This is a genomic window from Streptomyces sp. NPDC014006 (genome assembly GCF_043088925.1).
In the GTDB taxonomy this organism is placed as follows: Bacteria; Actinomycetota; Actinomycetes; order Streptomycetales; family Streptomycetaceae; genus Streptomyces.
Window position 1 is genome coordinate 31345 of record NZ_JBICAJ010000024.1, and the last position, 19394, is coordinate 50738.

17 protein-coding genes and 4 pseudogenes are annotated in these 19394 nt (G+C 67.0%); 10 read left to right on the forward strand and 11 right to left on the reverse strand.

All coding sequences use genetic code 11. From position 1 onward, the window contains the following. Nucleotides 1–74: 74 nt before the first annotated feature. Nucleotides 75–746 carry a hypothetical protein gene (locus ACF1GV_RS40465; protein WP_391691866.1) on the reverse strand — a complete coding sequence of 224 codons (672 nt, stop codon included), beginning with the start codon at nt 744–746 and terminating at the stop codon, nt 75–77. Between the two features lie 104 nt (nt 747–850). Continuing rightward, nucleotides 851–910, reverse strand: a pseudogene (locus ACF1GV_RS40470) (hypothetical protein); the annotation flags it as partial. A 109-nt stretch (nt 911–1019) separates the two neighbouring features. On the opposite strand from ACF1GV_RS40470, the gene ACF1GV_RS40475 reads away from it, so the two are divergent. After that, on the forward strand, nt 1020–1295 hold the full coding sequence (locus ACF1GV_RS40475; protein ID WP_391691868.1) for a hypothetical protein: 276 nt from the start codon (nt 1020–1022) through the stop codon (nt 1293–1295). Here ACF1GV_RS40475 and ACF1GV_RS40480 read toward each other — a convergent pair. Then, on the reverse strand, nt 1244–1660 hold the full coding sequence (locus ACF1GV_RS40480) for a hypothetical protein (RefSeq protein ID WP_391691870.1): 417 nt from the start codon (nt 1658–1660) through the stop codon (nt 1244–1246). The genes ACF1GV_RS40475 and ACF1GV_RS40480 overlap by 52 nt on opposite strands. A 101-nt stretch (nt 1661–1761) precedes the next feature. Between ACF1GV_RS40480 and ACF1GV_RS40485 the strand changes: the two genes are divergently transcribed. Beyond that, nucleotides 1762–1992 (forward strand): e9imm peptide, encoded by a 231-nt coding sequence (locus tag ACF1GV_RS40485; RefSeq protein WP_391691895.1) that lies wholly within the window; start codon nt 1762–1764, stop codon nt 1990–1992. Between the two features lie 9 nt (nt 1993–2001). Here the strand turns inward: ACF1GV_RS40485 and ACF1GV_RS40490 are convergent. Next, nucleotides 2002–2169, reverse strand: a pseudogene (locus ACF1GV_RS40490) (IS5/IS1182 family transposase); the annotation flags it as partial. 171 nt (nt 2170–2340) lie between these two features. Between ACF1GV_RS40490 and ACF1GV_RS40495 the strand changes: the two are divergent. The 3 genes from ACF1GV_RS40495 to ACF1GV_RS40505 all read left to right on the forward strand — a co-directional run bounded on the left by ACF1GV_RS40495 (nt 2341) and on the right by ACF1GV_RS40505 (nt 4466). Beyond that, the gene (locus ACF1GV_RS40495; protein WP_391691872.1) at nt 2341–2769 is read left to right on the forward strand and encodes a DUF6086 family protein; all 429 of its coding nucleotides are present in this window, start codon (nt 2341–2343) and stop codon (nt 2767–2769) included. Between the two features lie 410 nt (nt 2770–3179). Continuing rightward, entirely contained in the window at nt 3180–4100 is a 921-nt protein-coding gene (locus ACF1GV_RS40500) for a transposase family protein (RefSeq protein ID WP_391691874.1), read from the forward strand. 195 nt (nt 4101–4295) lie between these two features. Further along, on the forward strand, nt 4296–4466 hold the full coding sequence (locus ACF1GV_RS40505) for a hydrophobic protein (protein ID WP_121790737.1): 171 nt from the start codon (nt 4296–4298) through the stop codon (nt 4464–4466). A 523-nt stretch (nt 4467–4989) separates the two neighbouring features. Here ACF1GV_RS40505 and ACF1GV_RS40510 read toward each other — a convergent pair. From ACF1GV_RS40510 to ACF1GV_RS40520, 3 genes and pseudogenes are all read right to left on the reverse strand, one after another. After that, a complete protein-coding gene (locus ACF1GV_RS40510) occupies nt 4990–5256 on the reverse strand; it encodes a hypothetical protein (RefSeq protein WP_391691876.1) in 267 nt (88 codons plus the stop codon). Nucleotides 5257–5287: 31 nt separating this feature from the next. Then, nucleotides 5288–6191 (reverse strand): annotated as a pseudogene (locus ACF1GV_RS40515) (transposase); the annotation flags it as partial. Between the two features lie 58 nt (nt 6192–6249). Next, a complete protein-coding gene (locus ACF1GV_RS40520; RefSeq protein WP_391691878.1) occupies nt 6250–7983 on the reverse strand; it encodes an NAD(P)/FAD-dependent oxidoreductase in 1734 nt (577 codons plus the stop codon). 461 nt (nt 7984–8444) lie between these two features. Here ACF1GV_RS40520 and ACF1GV_RS40525 point away from each other — a divergent pair, with 461 nt between their 5' ends. From ACF1GV_RS40525 to ACF1GV_RS40540, 4 genes are all read left to right on the forward strand, one after another. Then, entirely contained in the window at nt 8445–9479 is a 1035-nt protein-coding gene (locus tag ACF1GV_RS40525; protein WP_391691880.1) for a hypothetical protein, read from the forward strand. Between the two features lie 355 nt (nt 9480–9834). Continuing rightward, nucleotides 9835–10533 (forward strand): IclR family transcriptional regulator C-terminal domain-containing protein, encoded by a 699-nt coding sequence (locus tag ACF1GV_RS40530; protein WP_391691882.1) that lies wholly within the window; start codon nt 9835–9837, stop codon nt 10531–10533. A gap of 743 nt (nt 10534–11276) precedes the next feature. Further along, nucleotides 11277–12599, forward strand: a complete 1323-nt coding sequence (locus ACF1GV_RS40535; protein ID WP_391691884.1) for a helix-turn-helix domain-containing protein — start codon at nt 11277–11279, stop codon at nt 12597–12599. 198 nt (nt 12600–12797) lie between these two features. Beyond that, nucleotides 12798–12989 carry a hypothetical protein gene (locus ACF1GV_RS40540; protein WP_391691886.1) on the forward strand — a complete coding sequence of 64 codons (192 nt, stop codon included), beginning with the start codon at nt 12798–12800 and terminating at the stop codon, nt 12987–12989. A 57-nt stretch (nt 12990–13046) separates the two neighbouring features. On the opposite strand, the pseudogene ACF1GV_RS40545 reads toward ACF1GV_RS40540, so the two are convergent. The 3 genes and pseudogenes from ACF1GV_RS40545 to ACF1GV_RS40555 all read right to left on the reverse strand — a co-directional run. Then, nucleotides 13047–13421 (reverse strand): annotated as a pseudogene (locus ACF1GV_RS40545) (HNH endonuclease family protein); the annotation flags it as partial. 174 nt (nt 13422–13595) lie between these two features. Further along, complete coding sequence (locus ACF1GV_RS40550) at nt 13596–14522, reverse strand: hypothetical protein (protein WP_391691888.1); 927 nt, start codon at nt 14520–14522, stop codon at nt 13596–13598. Between the two features lie 523 nt (nt 14523–15045). Beyond that, the gene (locus ACF1GV_RS40555) at nt 15046–17433 is read right to left on the reverse strand and encodes a hypothetical protein (RefSeq protein WP_391691890.1); all 2388 of its coding nucleotides are present in this window, start codon (nt 17431–17433) and stop codon (nt 15046–15048) included. A 357-nt stretch (nt 17434–17790) separates the two neighbouring features. Here ACF1GV_RS40555 and ACF1GV_RS40560 point away from each other — a divergent pair, with 357 nt between their 5' ends. After that, complete coding sequence (locus ACF1GV_RS40560; RefSeq protein ID WP_391691892.1) at nt 17791–17988, forward strand: hypothetical protein; 198 nt, start codon at nt 17791–17793, stop codon at nt 17986–17988. Between the two features lie 144 nt (nt 17989–18132). Here ACF1GV_RS40560 and ACF1GV_RS40565 read toward each other — a convergent pair whose 3' ends face one another. Further along, entirely contained in the window at nt 18133–19149 is a 1017-nt protein-coding gene (locus ACF1GV_RS40565; protein WP_391691893.1) for an ATP-dependent DNA ligase, read from the reverse strand. Nucleotides 19150–19394 lie beyond the last annotated feature (245 nt).

The following is a 19394-nucleotide window of genomic DNA, read 5'->3' on the forward strand; positions in this document are numbered from 1 at the left end:
GACCCCACCGCCATGAAGCCGACACATCACACGGAGTGTGACCCTTTTGCCCGTGCATCTCTTGTCGAGGCGAACTACTCGCTCACACCCACGACGCACCAGGCTCGTCGGGCTGCCTCAGTCAGGACGTCGCCCCACTGCGTCAGCAGGTCCGCGAACGCGTCGAAGTCACTGATCCATCCGTCGGAGACTGCGGCATGCTCGGCGAAGGGCCCCTGCAGCCGGTGGAGATGAGGAAGCACTCGATCCCAGGTTGCGGCCAGCTCCCGCACGTTCTCCGGTGACAGTGCGAGCAGCACGCCGTAACTGGCCTCGCCGAAGAAGTCCGCACCAAGGTGCTCGGGCTCGCCATCCAGCCCGTCCCATATGAGCCCGAGCAGAAATGTGTCCAATTCGGTGCGCAGCGGGAGGTCCACATGGTCGCGGACGCGTTCCCACCGATGGCCGGCCCAGAAATGCGGTTTGAAGGAGCCGAGGGTGTGCCGGAATTCGTATGCGGCGAAGAAGGCGCCGTCGGGGCCCTGCGGCCAAGCCCACCCGTCCTCGGGCCGCGGCGTTTCGTCCCAGAGTCCCGTCTCGTCGTCGTACCAGGCATCCCTCAACCGCTCCACCCGCTTCTGCGGCGGGACCTGCTCCAGCCACGAACGGTTGGCGATCAGGACGGTAATGTCGAGCCCCATGGCGGCGAGAGTACCGCGTGCAGAAAAGCTGCGTACCTTGGCCAGCACCCGCAGCCGGGCGGCCATGGCCGCGGGCTGGTGCCCCTGCCGGCTGCACCACAGCTTGCTGTCGTACCCGGCGGCCCGCCTTCGCCATGGCACAGGCGGATGACCGTGTCCGCGTCCCCCAGCTACGCGTCTGGCTCCAGGTGGAGGTTCACGAAGCAGCGCAGTCGTACGCCTGGTTCGCGGGTCGTACGGTCCGCCGGTGCGAGGGCGCACCGCGCGGCGAGTCACTCCTGGATGGCGAAGGCGGTCGCGTCATCGGCGGCCGCATCTCCACCACGGCCAGGCCCCGCCGTGAAGACCAATCCCCTGCCCGGCGACCGCACGTCCCGCCTGATCGTCGCCCTGGTGGTCGGCGCTATCGCGCTCGCCCTGGTGCTCCTCGTCGCCGCCCTGGCCGCCGACGCCGACGACGACCACGCCAGCACCCCGAAGCGCTGCCCGGGGCAGGTGGCGGGCGTCGTGGACCCGGTGACGTGCGTGCCGTACGGCGGGATGCCCGCTGGAGAAGCTGCGGATCACCGCGTTGCTGTGCCGGATGGTGCGGGGCCGTACCGGTCGTCCAGGTAGGGCTTCTTGGTGATCGGGTTGATGGTGCCCGCTGGCGCGGTGGAAATCGTCCGCGCAGCATTGGGGACCTTGACCGTCGCCCCCAACCACAACGCGAAGTCCCGTCCTTCAGCAGGAGTGGCCTGGTTCCACGGAACATCCACCACTCGCAGCCACCGCCACCACCGCAGCAGGTCGAAGGCGTAGCTGCGTACGCTGCGGGACCGGTTGTACCGGGCGACGCAATCGATCAGGTACCGGCGTACCGGCTCGACAGCCCGCCCTTCCTCATCGAAGACCAGCCATGGCACCACGCCCGGGTTCGCGGCCACATGCCCCCACCGTGGCAGGCGAATCGATCGGACATCGCGCGAGAACTCGTCCAACTTTGCTGCACTCCTTGCTCGTTCGGATGCGCAACATCTACCGACTAGGAGTTGTCCGGGCGATCAAGGATCTCGTTAGGGTGACTCGGCGGAGGGACCTGATGAGTGCTGAGGAGATGAGTCGCGCGGAGGCGGTCGCACTCGTGCAGCGGATCATGGAGGCGGACTACGCCTCGGACGACGAGGTGGACGGCTGGCTGGACAGGCTGGACAGAGCCCTGACATGCCCGTCCGGACAGGTCAGGGACTTGATCTTCTGGCCGCCGGAGCGGGAGCTTTCGGCTGATGAGGTGGTTGATCGAGCCCTGGCGTATCGGCCAGTCGCTTTGTGAAGTCGGGGCTCAACTCCGAAGCCAGATGAGCAGAGCTGCGGTGGTTGCGGTGCCGAGGAAGACGTAGCCGCGTTTGTCATAGCGAGTGGCCACGGCCCTGGACTGCTTCAGCCTGTTGATCGCTCGTTCGACGGTGTTGCGCTTCTTGTAGCGCTCGTCGTCGAAGCCGGGTGGCTTCGTTCACCTTCAGTGACAGCGTTTGTCGACCAGTTTGAGCAGCGGTTAGCGATCTCTGGGGCGATAAGTCTTCACGAGTTTGGGTTCTGGCTCACTTTTCGTGGAGGGCTGACTGACCGTAATGTCATGTGCTCGCGACGCTGGCCGGTACGGCCAGCAGGGAGGGCTGCATTGAGCCAGTACTACTACATGGGTGACCAGACCCTGTGGAACCCGTCCAACGGGGCCTCCCGGCTGTTCCTGAGCCAGGTGAGCGTCTACCAAGCCGAACTGGGTCTGCCGTCCGGCATCGGCCCCATGCAGGCTGACGAGTGCCAGATCGACCCTCTCGTGTTCAAGGAGTTCGTCGACGCCCTGCTCGCGTGGCACTGGAGAACGCGTCACCCAGTCATGGCTGCCCTGTCCGAGGGCTTCGTCGCCACGGTGCTGGTCCTGGCGGAGAGGGCAGACATCGAGGTGAACTGGCCGCCAGCAGGCTTCGACGAGAACGGCGGCCTCAAGGATGTTCAGGTGTCGGCGGCCCCGGTTTCCTCTGAGGAGGCTTGGGCAGCCGCCCTTCAGTACAAGTCACTCGAGCTGGTCCGCTTCATGGCGGCCTGAGCCTGCTCTGCCCCCCGCGAGTGTTCAAAGGCATCAGAAGGCGATGCCCTATGAGTAGAGCAGGACACGCTTGCGGAGGAGATCGAAACCGGCTCGGCCGAACATCTGGCGCTTGAGCATCTTGACCGGGTGACGTGGTTTTCGACGACGCCGGAGTTCCAGGGCAGGGTGAGGCCGGCAGTGACGGCATCACGGTCGCGGTCGATGTCGGCGGCCAGGGTACGTATGGGTGGCAGATCGTCCTGCCGGACGGCGTCGAGCCATTCCGGTAGACGTTCGCCCTTGCGCTCGGTGAGCATCCGGGCGAAAGACCGGACGTGCCCGGTGAGGGCGTCTAACGAGCTCGTGCACGGTAGGCGGTGAGACATCGAGCCTGGATGGTTGATCATGGTCAGGTGGTGGGGAACTCGATGCGTGCGCTGATCATCAGCAATCGGCGGATCACGGGTCTGACTGCCGGAGTGATTGCTGAACTCGTCGAGGAAATCGGCCCGTTGTGGCAGGAGCGTCACCAAACGAGGCTTGCCACGCGTGTGCACAAGCGGGCCGTGGGTGCCGGCGCGAAGCACCGGCTGGTGTTCGTCGACCGGCTCTTGGCCACGCTCGTCCATCTTCGTCACGGGGTCACCCATGACGTGCTGACCTGCTGGTTCGGCGTGGATCGTTCCACCATCACCCGGACCGTCGGTGAGGTGCGGCCCCTGCTCGCCGAGCGAGGGTGCACCGTCAGCCCCGACATGCGGCTGCGGACCCTGGCCGAGGTCGTCGACCATCTCGGCTCGAGCGGGACGACCGGCATCGTCGACGGCACGGAGATCCGGGTTCGCCGCCCGGCCGCCGGACACAAGAACCGCGACAAGTTCATCTCCGGCAAGAACAAGCAGAACGCCGTCAAGTCCATGGGGGTCACAGACGGCGAAGGCCGCGTGCTGTGGTGCAGCCCAGCACAGCCTGCAAGCTGCGCGGACATCACCCACGCCCGCCAATTAGGGCTGGTCAGGCTCTTGGCCGACGGGCCGGCGCTGGAGATTCTCGCCGACGCCGGCTATCAGGGACTGGGCGCCCAGACCGGCGGCCGGATGGTCACCCCACCGCACCGCAAGTTCAAGAAGAACGCCCCCGACTGGTACGAGGAGATGCACGAACGCCAGCGCAAGGCACACTCCTCACGTCGTATTCGTGTCGAGCACGGCATCGCCCATCTCAAGAACTGGCGGGCCCTGACCCGCCACCTCGGCCGCCGCGAGCACATGAGCGACACCATCCAAGCGATCGCCGGCCTGCTGTCCCACCAGCAGACCGCGGATCTGAAGCCGACACGGCAAACGTGAACCCGCGCCCACCAAAGCTCCAGACGTCTCACCGCCTACCGTGCACGAGCTCGTAAGGGTGCGTGCGGGGCACGACCGGGGGAACGCTGCATAGCGCGCCGCGCGCATATGCCCCGTACTTCGTGGAAGTAACGCACATTTTATGTGCTTGTAGGGCTGAGGTAAGGGCATCCGTGGGCCAGGAGGTTGATAACTATGGTTCCCCTGCTTCTGGTTCTGCTGCTGGCTCTGATCCTCTTCGGCGCGGGCTTCGCCTTGAAGGCGCTGTGGTGGATCGCGGTGATCGTGCTGATCGTGTGGCTGCTGGGCTTCGTCGTCCGCTCCGCGGACGGCGCAGGCCGCAAGGGCCGCTGGTACCGCTGGTAGACAAGAAGGCGCCCGGCGCGAAAAACGCACCATGCGCGAAAGGTGATGGGGGCTCGGCCGGACATGGCCGAGCCCCCATTCACGTAAACAGCCACCCCTCCGAGCAACTAGGAGGGATCGGGCGTATCGGACGCACCGCGGGGTACGTGAGCCATGCACCGGCCCCGCAGACCCAGCAGTGGAACCCTGCTCCTCCTATCTGCGGGGCCGCTGCACACTCAACAACCAGTCATCGAAGCGCGCGCCGTTCACGACCCCGCGCACAGCGCGGGCCACACCACCGCCACTCTCCATGACCAGCGCTCGTGCGCGCAGGGGCGGTTCATGCCCCCACAGGGGCAGTTCATGACCCCCCAGGCCTTAACAGCCGGCCCCAACCAAGCAGTGACGCTCTGGAGCTTCCTCATGCGGCTGGCCGTCGTTGTCAGCGCCTGGCTGTGGGCTCGCCTGGACGGATCGCCGACCCGTTGCAGCTACTCCCAGCACAATCGCCACCGTGGTGCGCTTGCGCTGAGCTTGTCGTTTAACCTCGGCGCTCGATGAGACGGGCGAGTGATTCTGTGGGCCAGCAGAGCCACTGCAGGAGTGGGTCGGTGACCACGAAGTAGTGGGCGCTGACCCAACCTCGCTCCTTGTCCACGATCTGCGTGGCCTCATCGCGGCAGACGTAGCGGAGGTAGCGGCGGCGGATCGGCGCTCCTGCTATCAGCAGCACTGGTGAGGCGACAAGGAAGGCCAGCCGGACCAGGATTTTCACGACCGTGAGCTTGGCTCTTTCCTCATAGCGCATGCGCTCAGTGTGCTGGTCCTCTGGTCGCTCGTCAGCCGCCTGTTCTGCGGGGTTTGGTGCCCACCTTGTGGTGGGCGGGACGGCTGTATGCCTCGCCGGTGGCGAGGACGCGTCCCACGTCATGACGGATAGCCGGATAGCGGTTCTTCGAGCCGGGCGGTCGGCCTGGGCCGGGACGGGAGGGTTTCGGTGCGTCGGCGGGTGAGCCGGTCTTCGCGTGCAGGTTTCTGAACCCCCTGCGGACGCGGCAGGGTGTCAGCTTGTTCGGCTCGGTCGGTCTTTCCCAGGGCCTGCGGAGGTCGGTGGCCAGCGGGCGAGCGAGCCGGAGCTGGGCATAGGCGGCCATCACCAGCCAGGTCCACCGGTCGGCCGCTTCCGAGCTGCGGAGTCGGGGCTTGGTCCACCCGAGGGTCTGCTTGAACAGGCGGAATGTGTGCTCGATGTCGAAATGGCGGAGGAAGGACTGCCAGCAGCGGTCGAGGTCCGCCTCGGCGGCGCCGGTACGCGACCACCAAGCCATGCGGCCCGGTGGGACAGCCGCGGGTGCAGCCGGTCCCATGCCTGCGCGGTCGCCTTCCACAGAGCCGGGTGTCCGTGACCGTTGCGGCCTGCTCGACGCCCCAGGTCGTGGCGTCGCCGAAGACGAACTCGCCGCCATGCTTGGGCGGCCGGCCACCCTTGGGGTTGGCCAGGTGGAACTCTTCGCGAGTGGGTGTCGGACGCCGCATCACCCGGTCTGAACGGAGCCGGCCGAGAATCTCGACGGGCAGGTCGGCCAGCAGGTGGGCGATGCGCGGGGCGTCGTATCCGGCGTCCAGCACGACCAGGACCTCCAGGTCACCCGGCCGCCACTGGCCGACGGCGACCAGTCGCTCGACGACCTCGCGGATCTGCACCGTGATTACCGCGGCGATGTCGGCGCCGGGCTCCAGGCGGGCCGTAGTGAAGCCCCTTCCGCGGCACCGCCCAAACCCCTGGCTCGGTCGGCAGCACTCAGGCGTCCGGCCTGTCTGCCACCGCCTTCCTCGCTTCGCGCCAGCTCCGCCACAGGCTTGGCTGCGTTTTGTCCAGGACCCTCTCCCAGTTGTGGACCCCTCCCTGCTCGACGTCCAGCCATTCCTCCATCGCCGCCACCGCCGCTACCCCCTGCCCCACGGCCTGCGCGACCCGCCGCCTCGCGTAGACCCTTACGTCCCCCACGGCGAAGATGCCGGGGCGGCTGGTCATGAATGGGAACTTTGGATTACTCACGTAGTTGTCGGTCTGGATGTAGTTTTTTTCGTCCATTTTGACGAACGGCGAATCGTCCTTCCTGAGCCACTCTGTATTCGGCGTGCCGCCGATCAGCACATGCACGCGATCAGCCATAAGCGACCCCATAGCGCTCGGCGGCGATACCTGAACTTCGGCTCTCGCTCCTTGTGGGATAATATCGATGATGCTCAAGTCCTCTTGGACATGAATGCGTTGCGCGCGCAGCTCCTGAACCAGCTTGCCAGCCATGAGGAACTTTTCGGTCACCAGGCTCACCGAATTGCATCCGGCTTTGTGATAGAGGAGAGCCGCTTGGCCCGCAGTGTCACCGCCGCCGATAATGACGATGTCCATGTTGTAGGCGTCGATCGCATCATGGGGCTCCATGACGTAGCGGACGTCCAGGCCGACGGGATCCAACTCCGTACGCTGTCCGTCGACCTCCGTCTCCAGCCGACGAGGTGTTTGCCCGCAGGCAAGGAGAACCATCCCCGCTGACACGTGAGACAGGCCGTTGGCCCCCGTCACGCTGATGCGGTACCGATGACCGTTCTCCTCCTCAATGCCGGTCGCCTTAACAGTCGGACAGAGTTCTACCTCTCTGAGAGCCCGCACCTGCTCCACCGCCAGCTTGGCCAGCTTGGTACCGGTCACGCCGCCAGGGAACCCGAGGTAGTTCTCGATGCGGTTGATGGACAGTGCCGCGTTTCCACCCGGCCGCTCGCATTCGATCACGAGCGTGCTCAGGCCCGTCATTCCCGCGCTCACCGCGGCAGCCAGACCACCAGGGCCTGCTCCCACAATGACGAGATCAAACCGCCGGTCGGGCCTGGGCGGATTCTTTTCTCTTAGGATCAAACGCCGAGTGAGCTCACCGAGCGTCACAGGAAACGACTCGTCGTCTCCTCTTAGATTTGCGGTGAGGCGGGGAGTGCGGCCGGAATCAGGGATTTCGGTCCATCTGTAGGAGATTCCCTCCTGAAGGAGAAATCTGTGCACATGTGCTGACGGGTGGCCTCCTTCGCTCTCGAGGGAAAGCTCATAATCATCCGGGCTCCAATCGCGGAACAGGTTTTCCACGTAGCGCTGAAACTTCCACTCCTCGCGCTCATCCTCGAAGATACTTTCCCGTGGACTCGCGGGAAGGGGGCTCTTGAATTTGCCGGTTGGCAGTTCTACGTGCGCACTATTGCATTCAAGCACGTTCTTGAGGAACCCTCTGATGAACTCCTGATGGGACGCGTTCCAGGAGGTGGAATCGGCGAGAATGGCCACGACACGAAGACGCTGCTTCGTGTTTTTCTTCTTGATCCCATCCTTCAGCGCCGCTTTAAGCTCGTTGTAGTTGGGCACACCGAGGACCAAGATGCTGCCATCGAACGAGTCCCTGATCAGCTCCGCAAGTCGCAGCCGTAGATCAGCCTCTGGGTGCATCACGAACATCACCGGCGGCGCGGGGCGCTCCCCGATCATTCACGCCCCCGACTAAGTCCTCCCACGGCCGTGGCCATCCCAACAGCGCACGTCACCCGCAGGCCAGCGTGGTTCTCTCTCATCATGACCCCATGCATCCCACCACTACGGCGTACACACCACATGGCGTACGGGTCCAGGTCGGTCAAGAAGGTAGGCGACCCCCGAACCGAGACAGACCGGACACCGGCGCTTGGAACATCGGTACAGCGGTGATGACAGCCTCCATCGCGGTCGGAACACTTGCTGCCCCGCTCATCCCGACCGCCGCCGAGGCAGCTCCCACGCCTGCGCTCGCCACGGCGGCCAGGTCGTCGCGTACGGCCTGGCCGCCGTGGACGGGTAGCGGTGCGCCGGCCCAGGATGGCGCGGTGAGCACCACTCGCCGCCGCCCCCTGGGCACCGGACCCCAGTCACGCCCCGGGCGGTCAGGAAACCCCGCGTCAGCAAGGATTGAAACATTGACCGTTAGCGGAGGAAACGAAGAGGGGGCCGGCACCGAGCCCGGACTCCGCGACGGCACGACGCAAGAGACGGAGTCTCCTCTCGCGCACGAGGTGGAGTTCCCCCCTGTAGAGAACGGTGTCGACTACCTCAACAGCGCCTGCGACAACCTCAGCCTCGGCACGCCGACGCCGCGCATGCTGAAGTACGCCGTCCTACACCTTCAGGCCGCCGCGGAAGTTCTCCTCAAGGCTCGTCTTCGGCAGGAGCACTGGAGCCTCGTGCTCAAGGACCCAGGCACGGCCAAGCATGAGAAGTTCGATGCCGGCGACTTCGAGAGCTGCACCACCACCGCCGCTATCGCACGACTGAAGGACATCGCGGGCGTCGCGATCGACGACAAGTCCACCAAGAGCCTGGCGATCCTCTCCAAGTGGCGCAACTCCCTCCAGCACTACGGGCTGAGGGCGCAGGCCCGCGCGATCGAGACACGCGCAGCGCAGGTACTGGACTTCCTCGTAGCCTTCGCGTTTGACGAGCTCCTCCCAGCTCTTCCGGACCAAGAGCAAACAGAGCTGCGCGAGGACCTCGTGGACGTGAGCCGCAAGGTACGCGGCATCAATGCCTACATCGACACGCGACTCGCCCGGCTGGGCGACGAGTTGAAGGACGCGCGCGACCGTACCCTTCGCTGCCCCGAATGCGACCAGTGGGCGCTGGTCATCGGTGACGGCAGCGAAGTGATCGACTGCCGCTTCTGCCACGCGCTCTACTACGGCGCGGACCAGGCGATATTTCACTGGGCTCTGGTTTGGACTCAGCAGGACACCATCGACTTCGCCAAATGCCCGGAATGCGACGAGACGCGTCTCCCTCTGACCGGGCTCCGGGTGCTCGCGGCTCCCGACGAGGAGCGGTTCCTGTGTGGCCACTGCGGAACCCACTTCGACGCCATCGAGCTCTGCTACTCGTGCGGGACCCCCTACCCGCCCGGCGAAGACGACCTCGGCCTGTGCAGCGACTGTTTTGGCGCTCACTACGCCAAGTTCTGACCCCACCCCGCTGGTGCCCGGACGGGTGACGCACCCGTCCGGCCAGCACAAGACATTCAGGAGCGACCACGGTGCCGACGACAGCAACGGAAGCGACCGACCCACTGGAAATCGTCGACGCCGAGATCGTCGACGACGAACAGCCCCTGCCCGCAGCTCTGTCCGGCTCCCCCGGTCACCTACCGCATCAACCGGCACACCATCCTCGCCGAGGGGGAGCTGCCGCCGCGCGCGGACCAGGAACCGCCCTTCACCAAGAAGGACCGGACACCTGGGTGCAGGCCGTGAGCCATTCCTGCACTGTTGCCGGGTCAGGGGCCCCGTAGATACGCGCTCCCTTGCCCGCCGCACCCGCATGCCCTTCCACGACGTCGTGCGGCTGCTGGACTGGCTGCGCGAAGAGCAGTTCATCGAAACCCGCGCCGGGGCGCACTTCCCCAGCTCTTTGATGAAGGTGGCCTCGGCAGCGGACCCGGACCGCACCCTGCTTCGGCACACACTCGCCGGACTACGCGACGAACTCAGCGCCGCGGTCTACGTCAGCACCTACACCAGCGGAGAGATCACCATCCAAGAATGCGCATCCAGCGCGAGCGCGCCCCCTGTGCAGGAGCGGGCGCCGTTCAGCGACACCGGGCATGCGAGCGCCGTTGGCAAAAGCCTGTTGGCCCAGCTCAACTTCGCCGCGCGAATGGATCACCTGAGCCGCTATCCGTCATTCCAGCTTACCGACCGCACCATCACCGACAAGCACAGTCTGTTCGAACAACTTGACGGGCCCGGCCCCCACTCGGCGCAGTTCGATCTCCTCGAATCCGACACCGAGCTGTGCGTCGCGTTCTCACTGGGGCTGCCCGGCCGAGCCTCCAGCGTCGCCCTCTCGTTGCCCGTCACCGAGCACCGACGGCTCGTCGATACCGCCCAGCTTCTGAGCCGGCGTGCGCCCGGACTGCTCCTGGCGCACCTGCTCACCGAGGACATGCAGCACGGTGACGCGCAGCCTGTGCGCCATGCTTGGCCGCAACCGCCTGTGGCTCGCCGCGCCCTGCCTTGATGAGTGTGGGGATCCTGGCAGGAGCGAGTAGGACGTGGGAAGCGACGCCCCGGCGGGCCGTGGGCCAGTGTCGACTGGGCGGAGGGGCGCCGCCTCGCCACGGAGGAATCATGTAGGAGAGGGCCCGCGGAGCAGCGCTAAGGGTGTCCGGTTCCTGCGGGTATCTCGGTCAGGAAAGCGCACACTCGGCCGAGTATCGCTCTGTGACAACCTGACGCGGCTGATTCTTCTTCTGAAAACGAAAGAAGCCGACCGCCTCGCGATCGACTTCTTCCGCAAGCCTTCCGACGCGCCAACGCTTCCGGCTCGAAATCCCTGTTCAACTGCGGTTGGAGCCATAGAGACAGGGCGCCGCCGCGGCGAGCGGCGACGCTGGATAGTGTCAGGCCGCCGATGTCCACGCAAGCAGCGCTGGGTCAAAATGAATTTAAACAGTCACGCCACAGAGAAGATAATCTTCGTGGTTCAGCGAATCCGCTGATCAGCAGTTCTTTCAACATCGTCTCATGCCACACACTACATGCCTCGTAATACGAGACGGAAACGAATTATCCGTCAACAGCGTGCTGCGGCGAAGAACGAGGTGGCAGGATTCTGTGCGCCTTTCCGGTAGCGCCAACTACCGCTAGGCATCGAATGGTTGGAGCCATTGAATCGTCCACGTTCACAGCGGGACAGCAAGAGACGGGAGAGCACCCTTATGCCCAGCAGTCACCTTCTTCGCGGGAGCGAGGTGGGATGCGGTGGCACGGCCTGAAAAGCCGGTTCCGGACCGCCGGAGTCCGCTCGGCAAGCTCGCCACAGCCTTGCGCGCCGGACGCACGCAGTGCGGTCTCTCCTATGCCGAACTGTCGCAGCGCACGCGCAGCTACAGCCCGGCAACCCTGCAGCGTGCGGCATCAGGCCAAGTGGTGCCCAAGCTGGACGTGGCCCGCGCATTCGCACATGCGTGCAGACTGGACGTCGGTGAAATCGACCGGCTGTGGTCCGACGCCTACCGCGGGCGTAAAGATCGTCGCACCGCCCGGGCCCAGGCACCGCAGCCGCACCTCATCAGGGACCTTCCTGATCTGTGTGCCGCACTGGCAGAGCTGCGCCTGTCCCTGGGAGCGCCGTCCTACCGCACGATGCAGCACAGGGCACGGGCTGCCGGCCTGGAGTTGTCACGCAGCACCGCGAACCGGATCGCCGAACGTCGCCAGAGTCCGGGATCCATGGCGTCGTTGCAGGCCTTCCTCATCGGATGCGGCCTTGCTGAACACCGCCACACTTTGTGGCTTGAGGCGTGGGTACGGGCGCAGCAGCGTGTCGACGACACCAGCTGGGCACTCAAGCGCGAGGTTGAGCAACTGGAGACCGTGGTGGCAGGCGCCCCGGATGGCACGGTCTCCCAGGAGATGGCCCGACGTCTGTTGCGCAAGGCGAACTTCGACTCCCTGGAGCGCTACCGAGGCTTCCAGATCCCCTGGACGGTGGAATGCCTGCAGTGCGGTGCCACGCTGCGGGTGAAACTGTCCGACGTCGTGATGGGCCGTAGCACCTGCTTGGACTGCCCATCGCTGAACGAGCGCGTCCGTGAGGCATGGGGCGACCTCCTGGACGACCGGTCGGGGGTCTTCAGCCGCGAGGAGGTGCGGGCACTGCGCTCTTCCACGGTGTTGAAGGCACGCCTGCAACATCACCAGCTGGATGTGCAGGTGTTCGTGACTAACAAGGAGGCCGGAGCCGTACTCGGTACCACCGCGTGGCATGCGCCCTTGGAAACAGTGCTGCGCCGTCGTCTTCGTCGGACCTTCAACCTGGACGTCATTCTCGTCCTTGACTACGACACCTTGCACGCGCGCCGAGAGCGTGCGCGACAGGCTAGCCTCTCTCAAGCGGCTGAGCACGTGGTGCCGCAGACCTTGACACGGAACGAACCCGACGAGCCTGAGCAGATGGCCGGTCAGCACCGGGACCCCGGAGAGAGTCCGGCGCCGGAAACACCCGGGTCCAGCGAAGGCGCTGAAAGCGTCCGGGCCAGCACGTACCTCGTGCCCGCCGCCACGACGAACAGCGGCGCCTGAGCGGCCGTCAAGGGCCCGGCCCGCTGACTCACACCAGCCGCCCTGCCCAATGTTAGGCCAGGGCAGGCCGACCGGTCCTCCTGCCGGCTGCGACAGGGAAACGCTCCGCCTCGCGGCCTGCGGGGCACCTTCTTGCTCTGTAGGGCAGGCCGCCCGTGGCGCCCGACTCCTACGACCTCCATATGAAAGAGCTTCATCATGAGCGAGCTTGACCTCCCCACCCCCGGCCCGGTCCCCGAAGAACCCGGCACCGGCCGACTGGCGCGGAGCACCGCGTGGATCCGACGCCGCCGCGACGCCGCACTCTCCAGCGCCTTGCGCGGCGCTGCCTACGCCACAGGCGGCGGCATTGTCGGCCTCGCGTTCTGGTTGCTGCAGCGTCAACTCTGACCTTCGCCACCGAAACTGCGGGAAACAGGCCCGCGACGGGTCGGTGCGTGCCTGACGTCAGCGGGCGAGCTCCACAGTGACCGGCACGTTGGGACAGTCGTTCAGGTTCTCCGACAGGGCGGCCTGCTCGCTTTCGTCAATGCTCAGGCTCCAGCGCATCTTGTCGGCGATCCAGTCGGTGACGTACTGGCAGCGGTATCCCGCGGCCGGCGGCAGCCAGGTGGTGGGGTCCTGGGCCGCCTTCGACCGGTTCGACGCCGCCGACACCGCGATCAGCGCCCGGTCATCGCCCAGATCGTTGGCATACGCCTCCCGCTCCTCGGCCGTCCAGTGCCAGGCGCCGGAGTCCCACGCCTCGGCCAGCGGCACGAGATGGTCGATGTCCAGGCCCCGCGGGCCGTAGATGTACCGGTCGTCGTACGGCGAGTACCACTGGGCGTGGGGTGGGCGTAGAGCGGCTGCATAAGCGCCGCTAACCGTTCACGGAAGCGGTCAGCGGGCGTCACCGGTCGGCCGCAGGCAGTCGACACGCTTGGTAAAGACGTACGCTAAGCGGATGCCTTCTACTGGTGCTGCCCTCGGCACCCCGGAGGAGAGCATCCGGGGTCAGGCGGCGGTGGATCGTGTCATGCCGCTGATGTGCAACCAAACCCGAGCAAGATCACTGCTAACCCTCTCGAGGTCGGCGGTTGGCCAACCGCAGTGGGCATATAGGCGTCGCAGCATCGACAGGGTGGCCAGCGGGGCACCCGCACAGCGTTGTGCGGCCTCTTGAGGGCTGAACTGCAGTTGTCGGTACGCGAAGTGATCTCCGGGTCCGGTGCCCGGGGCTCCTGGCGCGTCCGCGTAGAACATCATCAGGCCATGAGCCTGCCCGTGCGCGACGGCTGAGGTAGCCCGCCAGAGCAGAGTGCCCAGGGGGCTGCCGCCCGGGGCAACGATCTGTCCAGCTAGGCCTGTGGTGCTGGGCGCCGGCGACGAGCCTAGGTAGCAGGGTCTGAACTTATCCGCGATCTTTCCCTTGACAGAGAACCCGTGGTGTCTGGCGGCACGCAGAATTTGCTCGGTGCGTTCTCGCAGATGTTGCAGATGCTGCTGGGCATCGGGCGATGCCCCAAGGTCTCCAACCATGAGTGACTGCTCTTTCAGGCTTTGCAGTCTGTAGTTCATGTGGCGACGGACCCGCTCGCGGGCGCCGATGCCCGGCTCCAGGAGAAACCAGGGCTGGGTTGCGATGTCGAGCGCGCCCCGGGCAACGGTGTGTGAAGCCATCAGACCGCCAGGCGAAGTGAACAGCAGACCGAGGCTGTCGAGGTGATCCATGACAGCCATGACCGGCGAAATCGTGGCCAGATGCGCTTCATGCACCGGCCGGTCCCCCCACTCTCCCGCCAAACCACGGTCTTCACAAAGCTCCTCAGAGCCTGGCGCCCCGGGGGCAGCAAGGCCGTTGTACCGGTCGTAGGTGTTGTCGAATTCCTCGCGAAGCGTCTGCAAGGAGCGGCTCAGCACATGCCATGCATCTGTCGTCACAACCAAAACGGTAGGCCGCACCATGGGCCAGAGGCATGCGAATTCCGCGATCACCACGGCTGCGGCCTGCTCCGCCGGTCCTAGGGCAGGGTCTTGTCGGCCGCTGGCGGGAGCGAAGAGGTGCGAGGCTCTCACCCGCAAGGAGCTGCTCGACGCGCCTCAGGCCGCCCAGGATCCGGGCGTCGCCGTCGGCGGCCCGGACTTCGTCGACGATGCGGTCGTCGCGCAGCAGCTGGCAGGAGGCAGGGAGCGGCGGTGTAGCCAGGCTCCGCTGGCCGAGCCGGTGGTCAGGGCGGGCTGCTGTGCCCCGGCTGCTGCCGGCCCGTCTACAACAGCTCTACCTCCCACAGCCTCATCGGTGCCAGCCCGATGCCGGTAATCGGCCTGTGCGGGCTGTGCAGGCTGTGCGCAGAGGCGCCCACGCTCCCCTCGCTGCGCGAGGCCGACGGCCCCATCGACCTGCGGCAGCGCGCGCTGCTGCGCCCGGGTCAATGCCCACTTCTGGCAGCTGAGGCGTCCCGGATCAGTGCCAGGGAGGAGTATGCGAGCCGTCCGGATCCAGCCCATACAGCCACTGTCTTCCGCCAGTACCAAGTGGGGAATCGCTGGCATCGGCGGCCTGCCGGTAGAGAGCCTCGGCGCCCTCCCAGTCCCCGGCCTGCTTCCGCACCCACGCCAACATGGTCAGGGCAGAGGGGTCACCGGCATCGGCGGCGCGCTGGTAGAGGGCTTCGGCGCCCTCCCAGTCCCCGGCCTGCTCCCGCATTCGCGCCAAGTCGGCCAAGACATCCGGGCGACCGGCGTCGGCGGCGCGCTGGTAGAGGGCTTCGACGCCCTCCCGGTCCCCGGCCTGCTCCCGTTCCCATAGCAAGCTGGTCAAGGCAAAGGGTATGCCAGCTTCGGCGGCCTCACAGGCCAGAGTTTCAGCGCCTTTCCGGTCCTTGGCCTGCTCCCGTATATGCGCCAGGCTGATCAGGGCACTAATGTCGCCGGCGTCGACGGCGCGCTGGTAGAGGGCTGCGGCGCCCTCCCGGTCCCCGGCCTGCTCCCGTATCCGCGCCAGGCCGGTCAGGGCAGTGGCATCACCGGCGTCAGCGGCGCGCTCGTAAAGGGTTTCGGCGCCCTTTAGGTCCCCGGCCCGCTCTCGTACTTGCGCCAGGCCGGTCAGGGCACCGATGTCGCCCGCGTCGACGGCCTGCCAGTAAAGGGCTTCAGAGTCCAACAAGTCGCCGGATTCTCCACGTATCCGCGCCAGGCCGGTCAGGGCACCCATGTCACCAGCGTCGATGGCCTGCCGGTAAAGGACTGTGGCGCCTTCCAAGTCGCCAGCCAGCTCCCGCACAAACGCCAGCGTGGTCAGGAGATTGGGGTCTCCAGCATCGACGGCATGCCGGGCCAGAGCCTCGGCGTCCTCCCAACCCCGGGCCAGCCCTCGAATCCGCATCAGGGCCGCCAGGCCACTGGTGTCGCCGGCGTCGGCGGCCTGCCGAGCCCATATCTCGGCCTGCTCCGGGTCCCCTGACTCCTCCAGCATCGTCACTAGGCTGACCAGGGCAAAGGGACTTCCAGAGTCGGCAGCCTGCCGGACCAAGGTCTCGGCGCCTTCCAGATCCCCAATATCCCTCCGGATTCGCGCAAGGCTGAGCAGGGCGTCCGGGTCGCCGGCGTCGGCGACCTTGCGCCAGAGGTGATGGGCCCACTGCAGCCGCTGCCTATGGCCAGCGCCGCGGGCGAGGTTACGGAGGTCATCCAGGTCACTGAGGTGGGTATGGGCGGCGTGCCAAAAGGAGGCAGGCGGGCACAGATGGCGGCGGGTGGTGCGGCCATGTTGTTCGAGGTAGTCGGCGAGGCGGAACACCGGCCCCGCCGACCGCGATGAGGGGACGTCGGCAGGCGTGGCGAGGCTGGGTGGACGCCGTTGCGGTCGGGGGGTGACTCGGCTCAGGGGAGCCTGCTTGCCGTGCACCCGCTCGGCGAGCTCGGTGTAGGCCCTCTCTGCCCAGTCGTCGGTGAGCTGGTTCCAGTCGGTGTCATGGAGATAGTCGGGGACGGCATCGGTGAGGAAGGCCTGCGGCAGGTGCAGGCCGACGCCGAGGCGGCGGGCGTCCATCGCCGCCTCCAGTAGTGCTTTGGCGGCCGGGCTGGCGGTGCGGTAGCGCTCCAGGAGCGCGGGGCCTCCGGCGAGGTCCTGCGTGAGGCGTCCGTCCGTGCGGGCGCGGGTGAGGGCGTCGGCCAGCAGCCGGTCACCGTCTTCAGCCAATGCCGTCGCCGCGGCCAGGGCGCGGACATCGAAGGCGTCGGGGACGCTCACGGTACGGCCGGCGAGCAGTTCCCTGACCCGGCTGTGCGGATCCGGTCCACCGGGCAGGGGCAGAGCGGTGTACTGCTTGACGTAGTCGTCCCACAGTGTGCCCAGGGCGAGAACCGGCCCACGCTGCGGACTGGTCAGCAGGCCATGCACGGCCGCGGCGATCTCCTCCCCAGCCTCCCGATCGCCTAGGTAGTGCTGGGCCTCGTTCAACCATACGACCGTGCGCGGGCCGACCCGGTGCAGGTCCTCGAGGGCGGCCCTGGCGCGGGTGGGGGCGAAGGGGTGCCATAGCCGCCACCCCTGCTCCGCCAGCGGCTGCACGGCCTCCCAGCACGCCCGGGTCTTGCCCGTCGAGGAGGCGCCGACCAGGACCAGCATCCGGCTGCGGCCGGTCGCCGCGTCCCGGACCACCTCCGCCAGGATCCGGTCGTGCTCACGGGGCACATAGCCGGGCAGCAGCCGCTGGCCGGGCGAGCCGGAACCATCCTGGGCGCTGCTGGCCGGGTGGACCTCCAGCGCATGCGGATCCCACTGACCGATCGGACGCCCCAGCCCGTCTGCTGTGGCCGTGCCCGGTTCCTGGGCCGCGGTCCGCCGCATCTCCAGCAGCTCCCCACCGGCAGCTTCAGCACGCGGGCCAGTGCCGCCACCGTCTCCGCAGAGGGCACAGGCTTGTTGGGCGAGAGTGCCTGCGACACGGTGGTGCGCCCCAGCCTTGCCTGGGTGGCGAGCTGCGTCTGGTTGAGCCGGGCCCGGGCCAGCCCGTCGGCCAGCCTGCTGCGCAGTTCCGTAAGCGCCGAGTCCGGAGTGTGACCGGTCTGTTCGTCGTGCACGTACTCGCCCCCGCGGGTGGTGATGTGTTCGCCGGTGTTCATCTTCGTCCCGGCGCACCCCGGCGCACACCGATTACGAGACCTTCGTGCACGTCAACACCCCAACCCCTGACGGGAATCTGCCATGAACGTCGCGCTCGTCCTCCTAACCGCCGCACTCGTGCTCGTCATCGCCGTACTGGCCGCCGCGGGCGCGGGCAAGCTCGCCCGCATGGACGGCGCCACCTACCCCGCCGCCCTCACCCGCGCCGCCACAGCCTTCACCGCGGTCCTCACCCTCGCCGCCGCGGTGGCCGGCGCCCTCGCCACCCTCCTCACCTGACCCAGCCCACCCGCCGCGGACAGGCTCCAGTGCCGGTGGGCCTCCAAAGCGAGCTGAACCGCGACGCACAGTTACGCGTTAGTCCTCGAGTGTGATACGGGTAGAGATCTTCAAGCCGTACCGCGTCGGGAGGGGTCGGGACGGTCAACTGCTGGCGGAGGCGGCGCCCGCGCCGAAAGGCGGGACGTCCGTGACCGCCATGTCCTGCCGAAGCCGGACGAAGCGCACCGGGTGCCTCCACGATCCGCGCTCCAGTGCTGTGTCCACCATGATTTCGGCGACCAGCTCCGGTTCAACGAGTGCGGCGTCGAGCGGCGTTCGCGATCGCCAGGAGGCCGTGAACCGGACGCCCTCCCATGGGTGGCCAGGCCCTGCTGGTGTGAGCCGCTCGGCCACGTCGCGTGCCGCGTCCGGCCGTAGCGGCGTACTGCGGCCGACCGGCCGGAGCGCCCCGGTCTCGTCGAGGCGGCCCAGCACGAGCGTCTGCGGCTGGCGCATGGTGCCAGTGATCGCGCCGACCGCTGCCTCGGTGGTGTCCCGTCGGCGCACCTTGTAGAGCGCGCGGGCTCCCGTCAGATACCGCTGCCCGCTCCCCCGGATCACCAGACCTTCGACCCCGGGCACCTGCGTCCAGGACGCGAGCCACTCCTTCGCCGTCGACGGGTCGGTCGTCTCCGGGCAGAGCGTCCACGGGGCACTCAGCTCGCGGTCGGTGAACAGCCGCTCCAGCTGGGCGCGCCGCTCGCCGTAGGAGACGTGCAGCAGTTCCTTCCCGTCAATCTGGAGGAGGTCGAAGGCGATGAAGTGCGCCGGCATCTCCTGAGCGAGGCGGGCGGCGGCCCGGCCTCCCAAGACCGCGCGCTGCTGCAGCGCCTCGAACGAGATGTGGCCGTCCGCCCATACGACCAGCTCGCCATCGAGGACCAGGCCGTCGGGCAGGTGCGTGGCCGCGGCCACGAACTCCGGGAAGCGGCTTTGCATGAGGCTGCCCCGGCGGGACTGCACCAGCAGCGGGCCGGGCGCCGGCCACGGGGTGAAGACGATCGCCCGGTAGCCGTCGAACTTGGGCTGATATCGCAGCTCACCAGGCAGCCTGCCCGGCGCGGGCACCGTGTCACGGGCCTGCGCCAGCATCGGCTCCACCGGCGGCCGAAGCACCATAGGTCCGGTCTACGGGCTGGACATCGTCCCCGCGACCCGGCGCAGCCACCGGTGTCGAGGTCCGCCGATGACCAGCGGCGTTAGCTTCGTTGTCGTTGCCTGGCAGCCGCGCGGGAGCTTGACGCACTAGGGTCCGTCTTCAAAGATCAGTGGGTGGTGGATCATGGTGGGGTGATACGTCGTCATGAACTCACCGATCAGGAGTGGGAGTTGCTCGCTCCGCTGATACCGCGGGCCGTCACGGG

Excerpts from the sequence above, each read along its gene's own strand:
- ACF1GV_RS40505 (WP_121790737.1), top strand. The coding sequence starts at position 4,296 with ATGGTTCCCCTGCTTCTGGTTCTGCTGCTGGCTCTGATCCTCTTCGGC.
- ACF1GV_RS40565 (WP_391691893.1), bottom strand. The coding sequence starts at position 19,149 with ATGGTGCTTCGGCCGCCGGTGGAGCCGATGCTGGCGCAGGCCCGTGAC.
- ACF1GV_RS40560 (WP_391691892.1), top strand. The coding sequence starts at position 17,791 with ATGAACGTCGCGCTCGTCCTCCTAACCGCCGCACTCGTGCTCGTCATC.
- ACF1GV_RS40510 (WP_391691876.1), bottom strand. The coding sequence starts at position 5,256 with ATGCGCTATGAGGAAAGAGCCAAGCTCACGGTCGTGAAAATCCTGGTC.
- ACF1GV_RS40555 (WP_391691890.1), bottom strand. The coding sequence starts at position 17,433 with ATGCGGCGGACCGCGGCCCAGGAACCGGGCACGGCCACAGCAGACGGG.
- ACF1GV_RS40500 (WP_391691874.1), top strand. The coding sequence starts at position 3,180 with ATGCGTGCGCTGATCATCAGCAATCGGCGGATCACGGGTCTGACTGCC.
- ACF1GV_RS40530 (WP_391691882.1), top strand. The coding sequence starts at position 9,835 with ATGCCCTTCCACGACGTCGTGCGGCTGCTGGACTGGCTGCGCGAAGAG.
- ACF1GV_RS40540 (WP_391691886.1), top strand. The coding sequence starts at position 12,798 with ATGAGCGAGCTTGACCTCCCCACCCCCGGCCCGGTCCCCGAAGAACCC.
- ACF1GV_RS40520 (WP_391691878.1), bottom strand. The coding sequence starts at position 7,983 with ATGATCGGGGAGCGCCCCGCGCCGCCGGTGATGTTCGTGATGCACCCA.
- ACF1GV_RS40485 (WP_391691895.1), top strand. The coding sequence starts at position 1,762 with ATGAGTGCTGAGGAGATGAGTCGCGCGGAGGCGGTCGCACTCGTGCAG.
- ACF1GV_RS40465 (WP_391691866.1), bottom strand. The coding sequence starts at position 746 with ATGGCCGCCCGGCTGCGGGTGCTGGCCAAGGTACGCAGCTTTTCTGCA.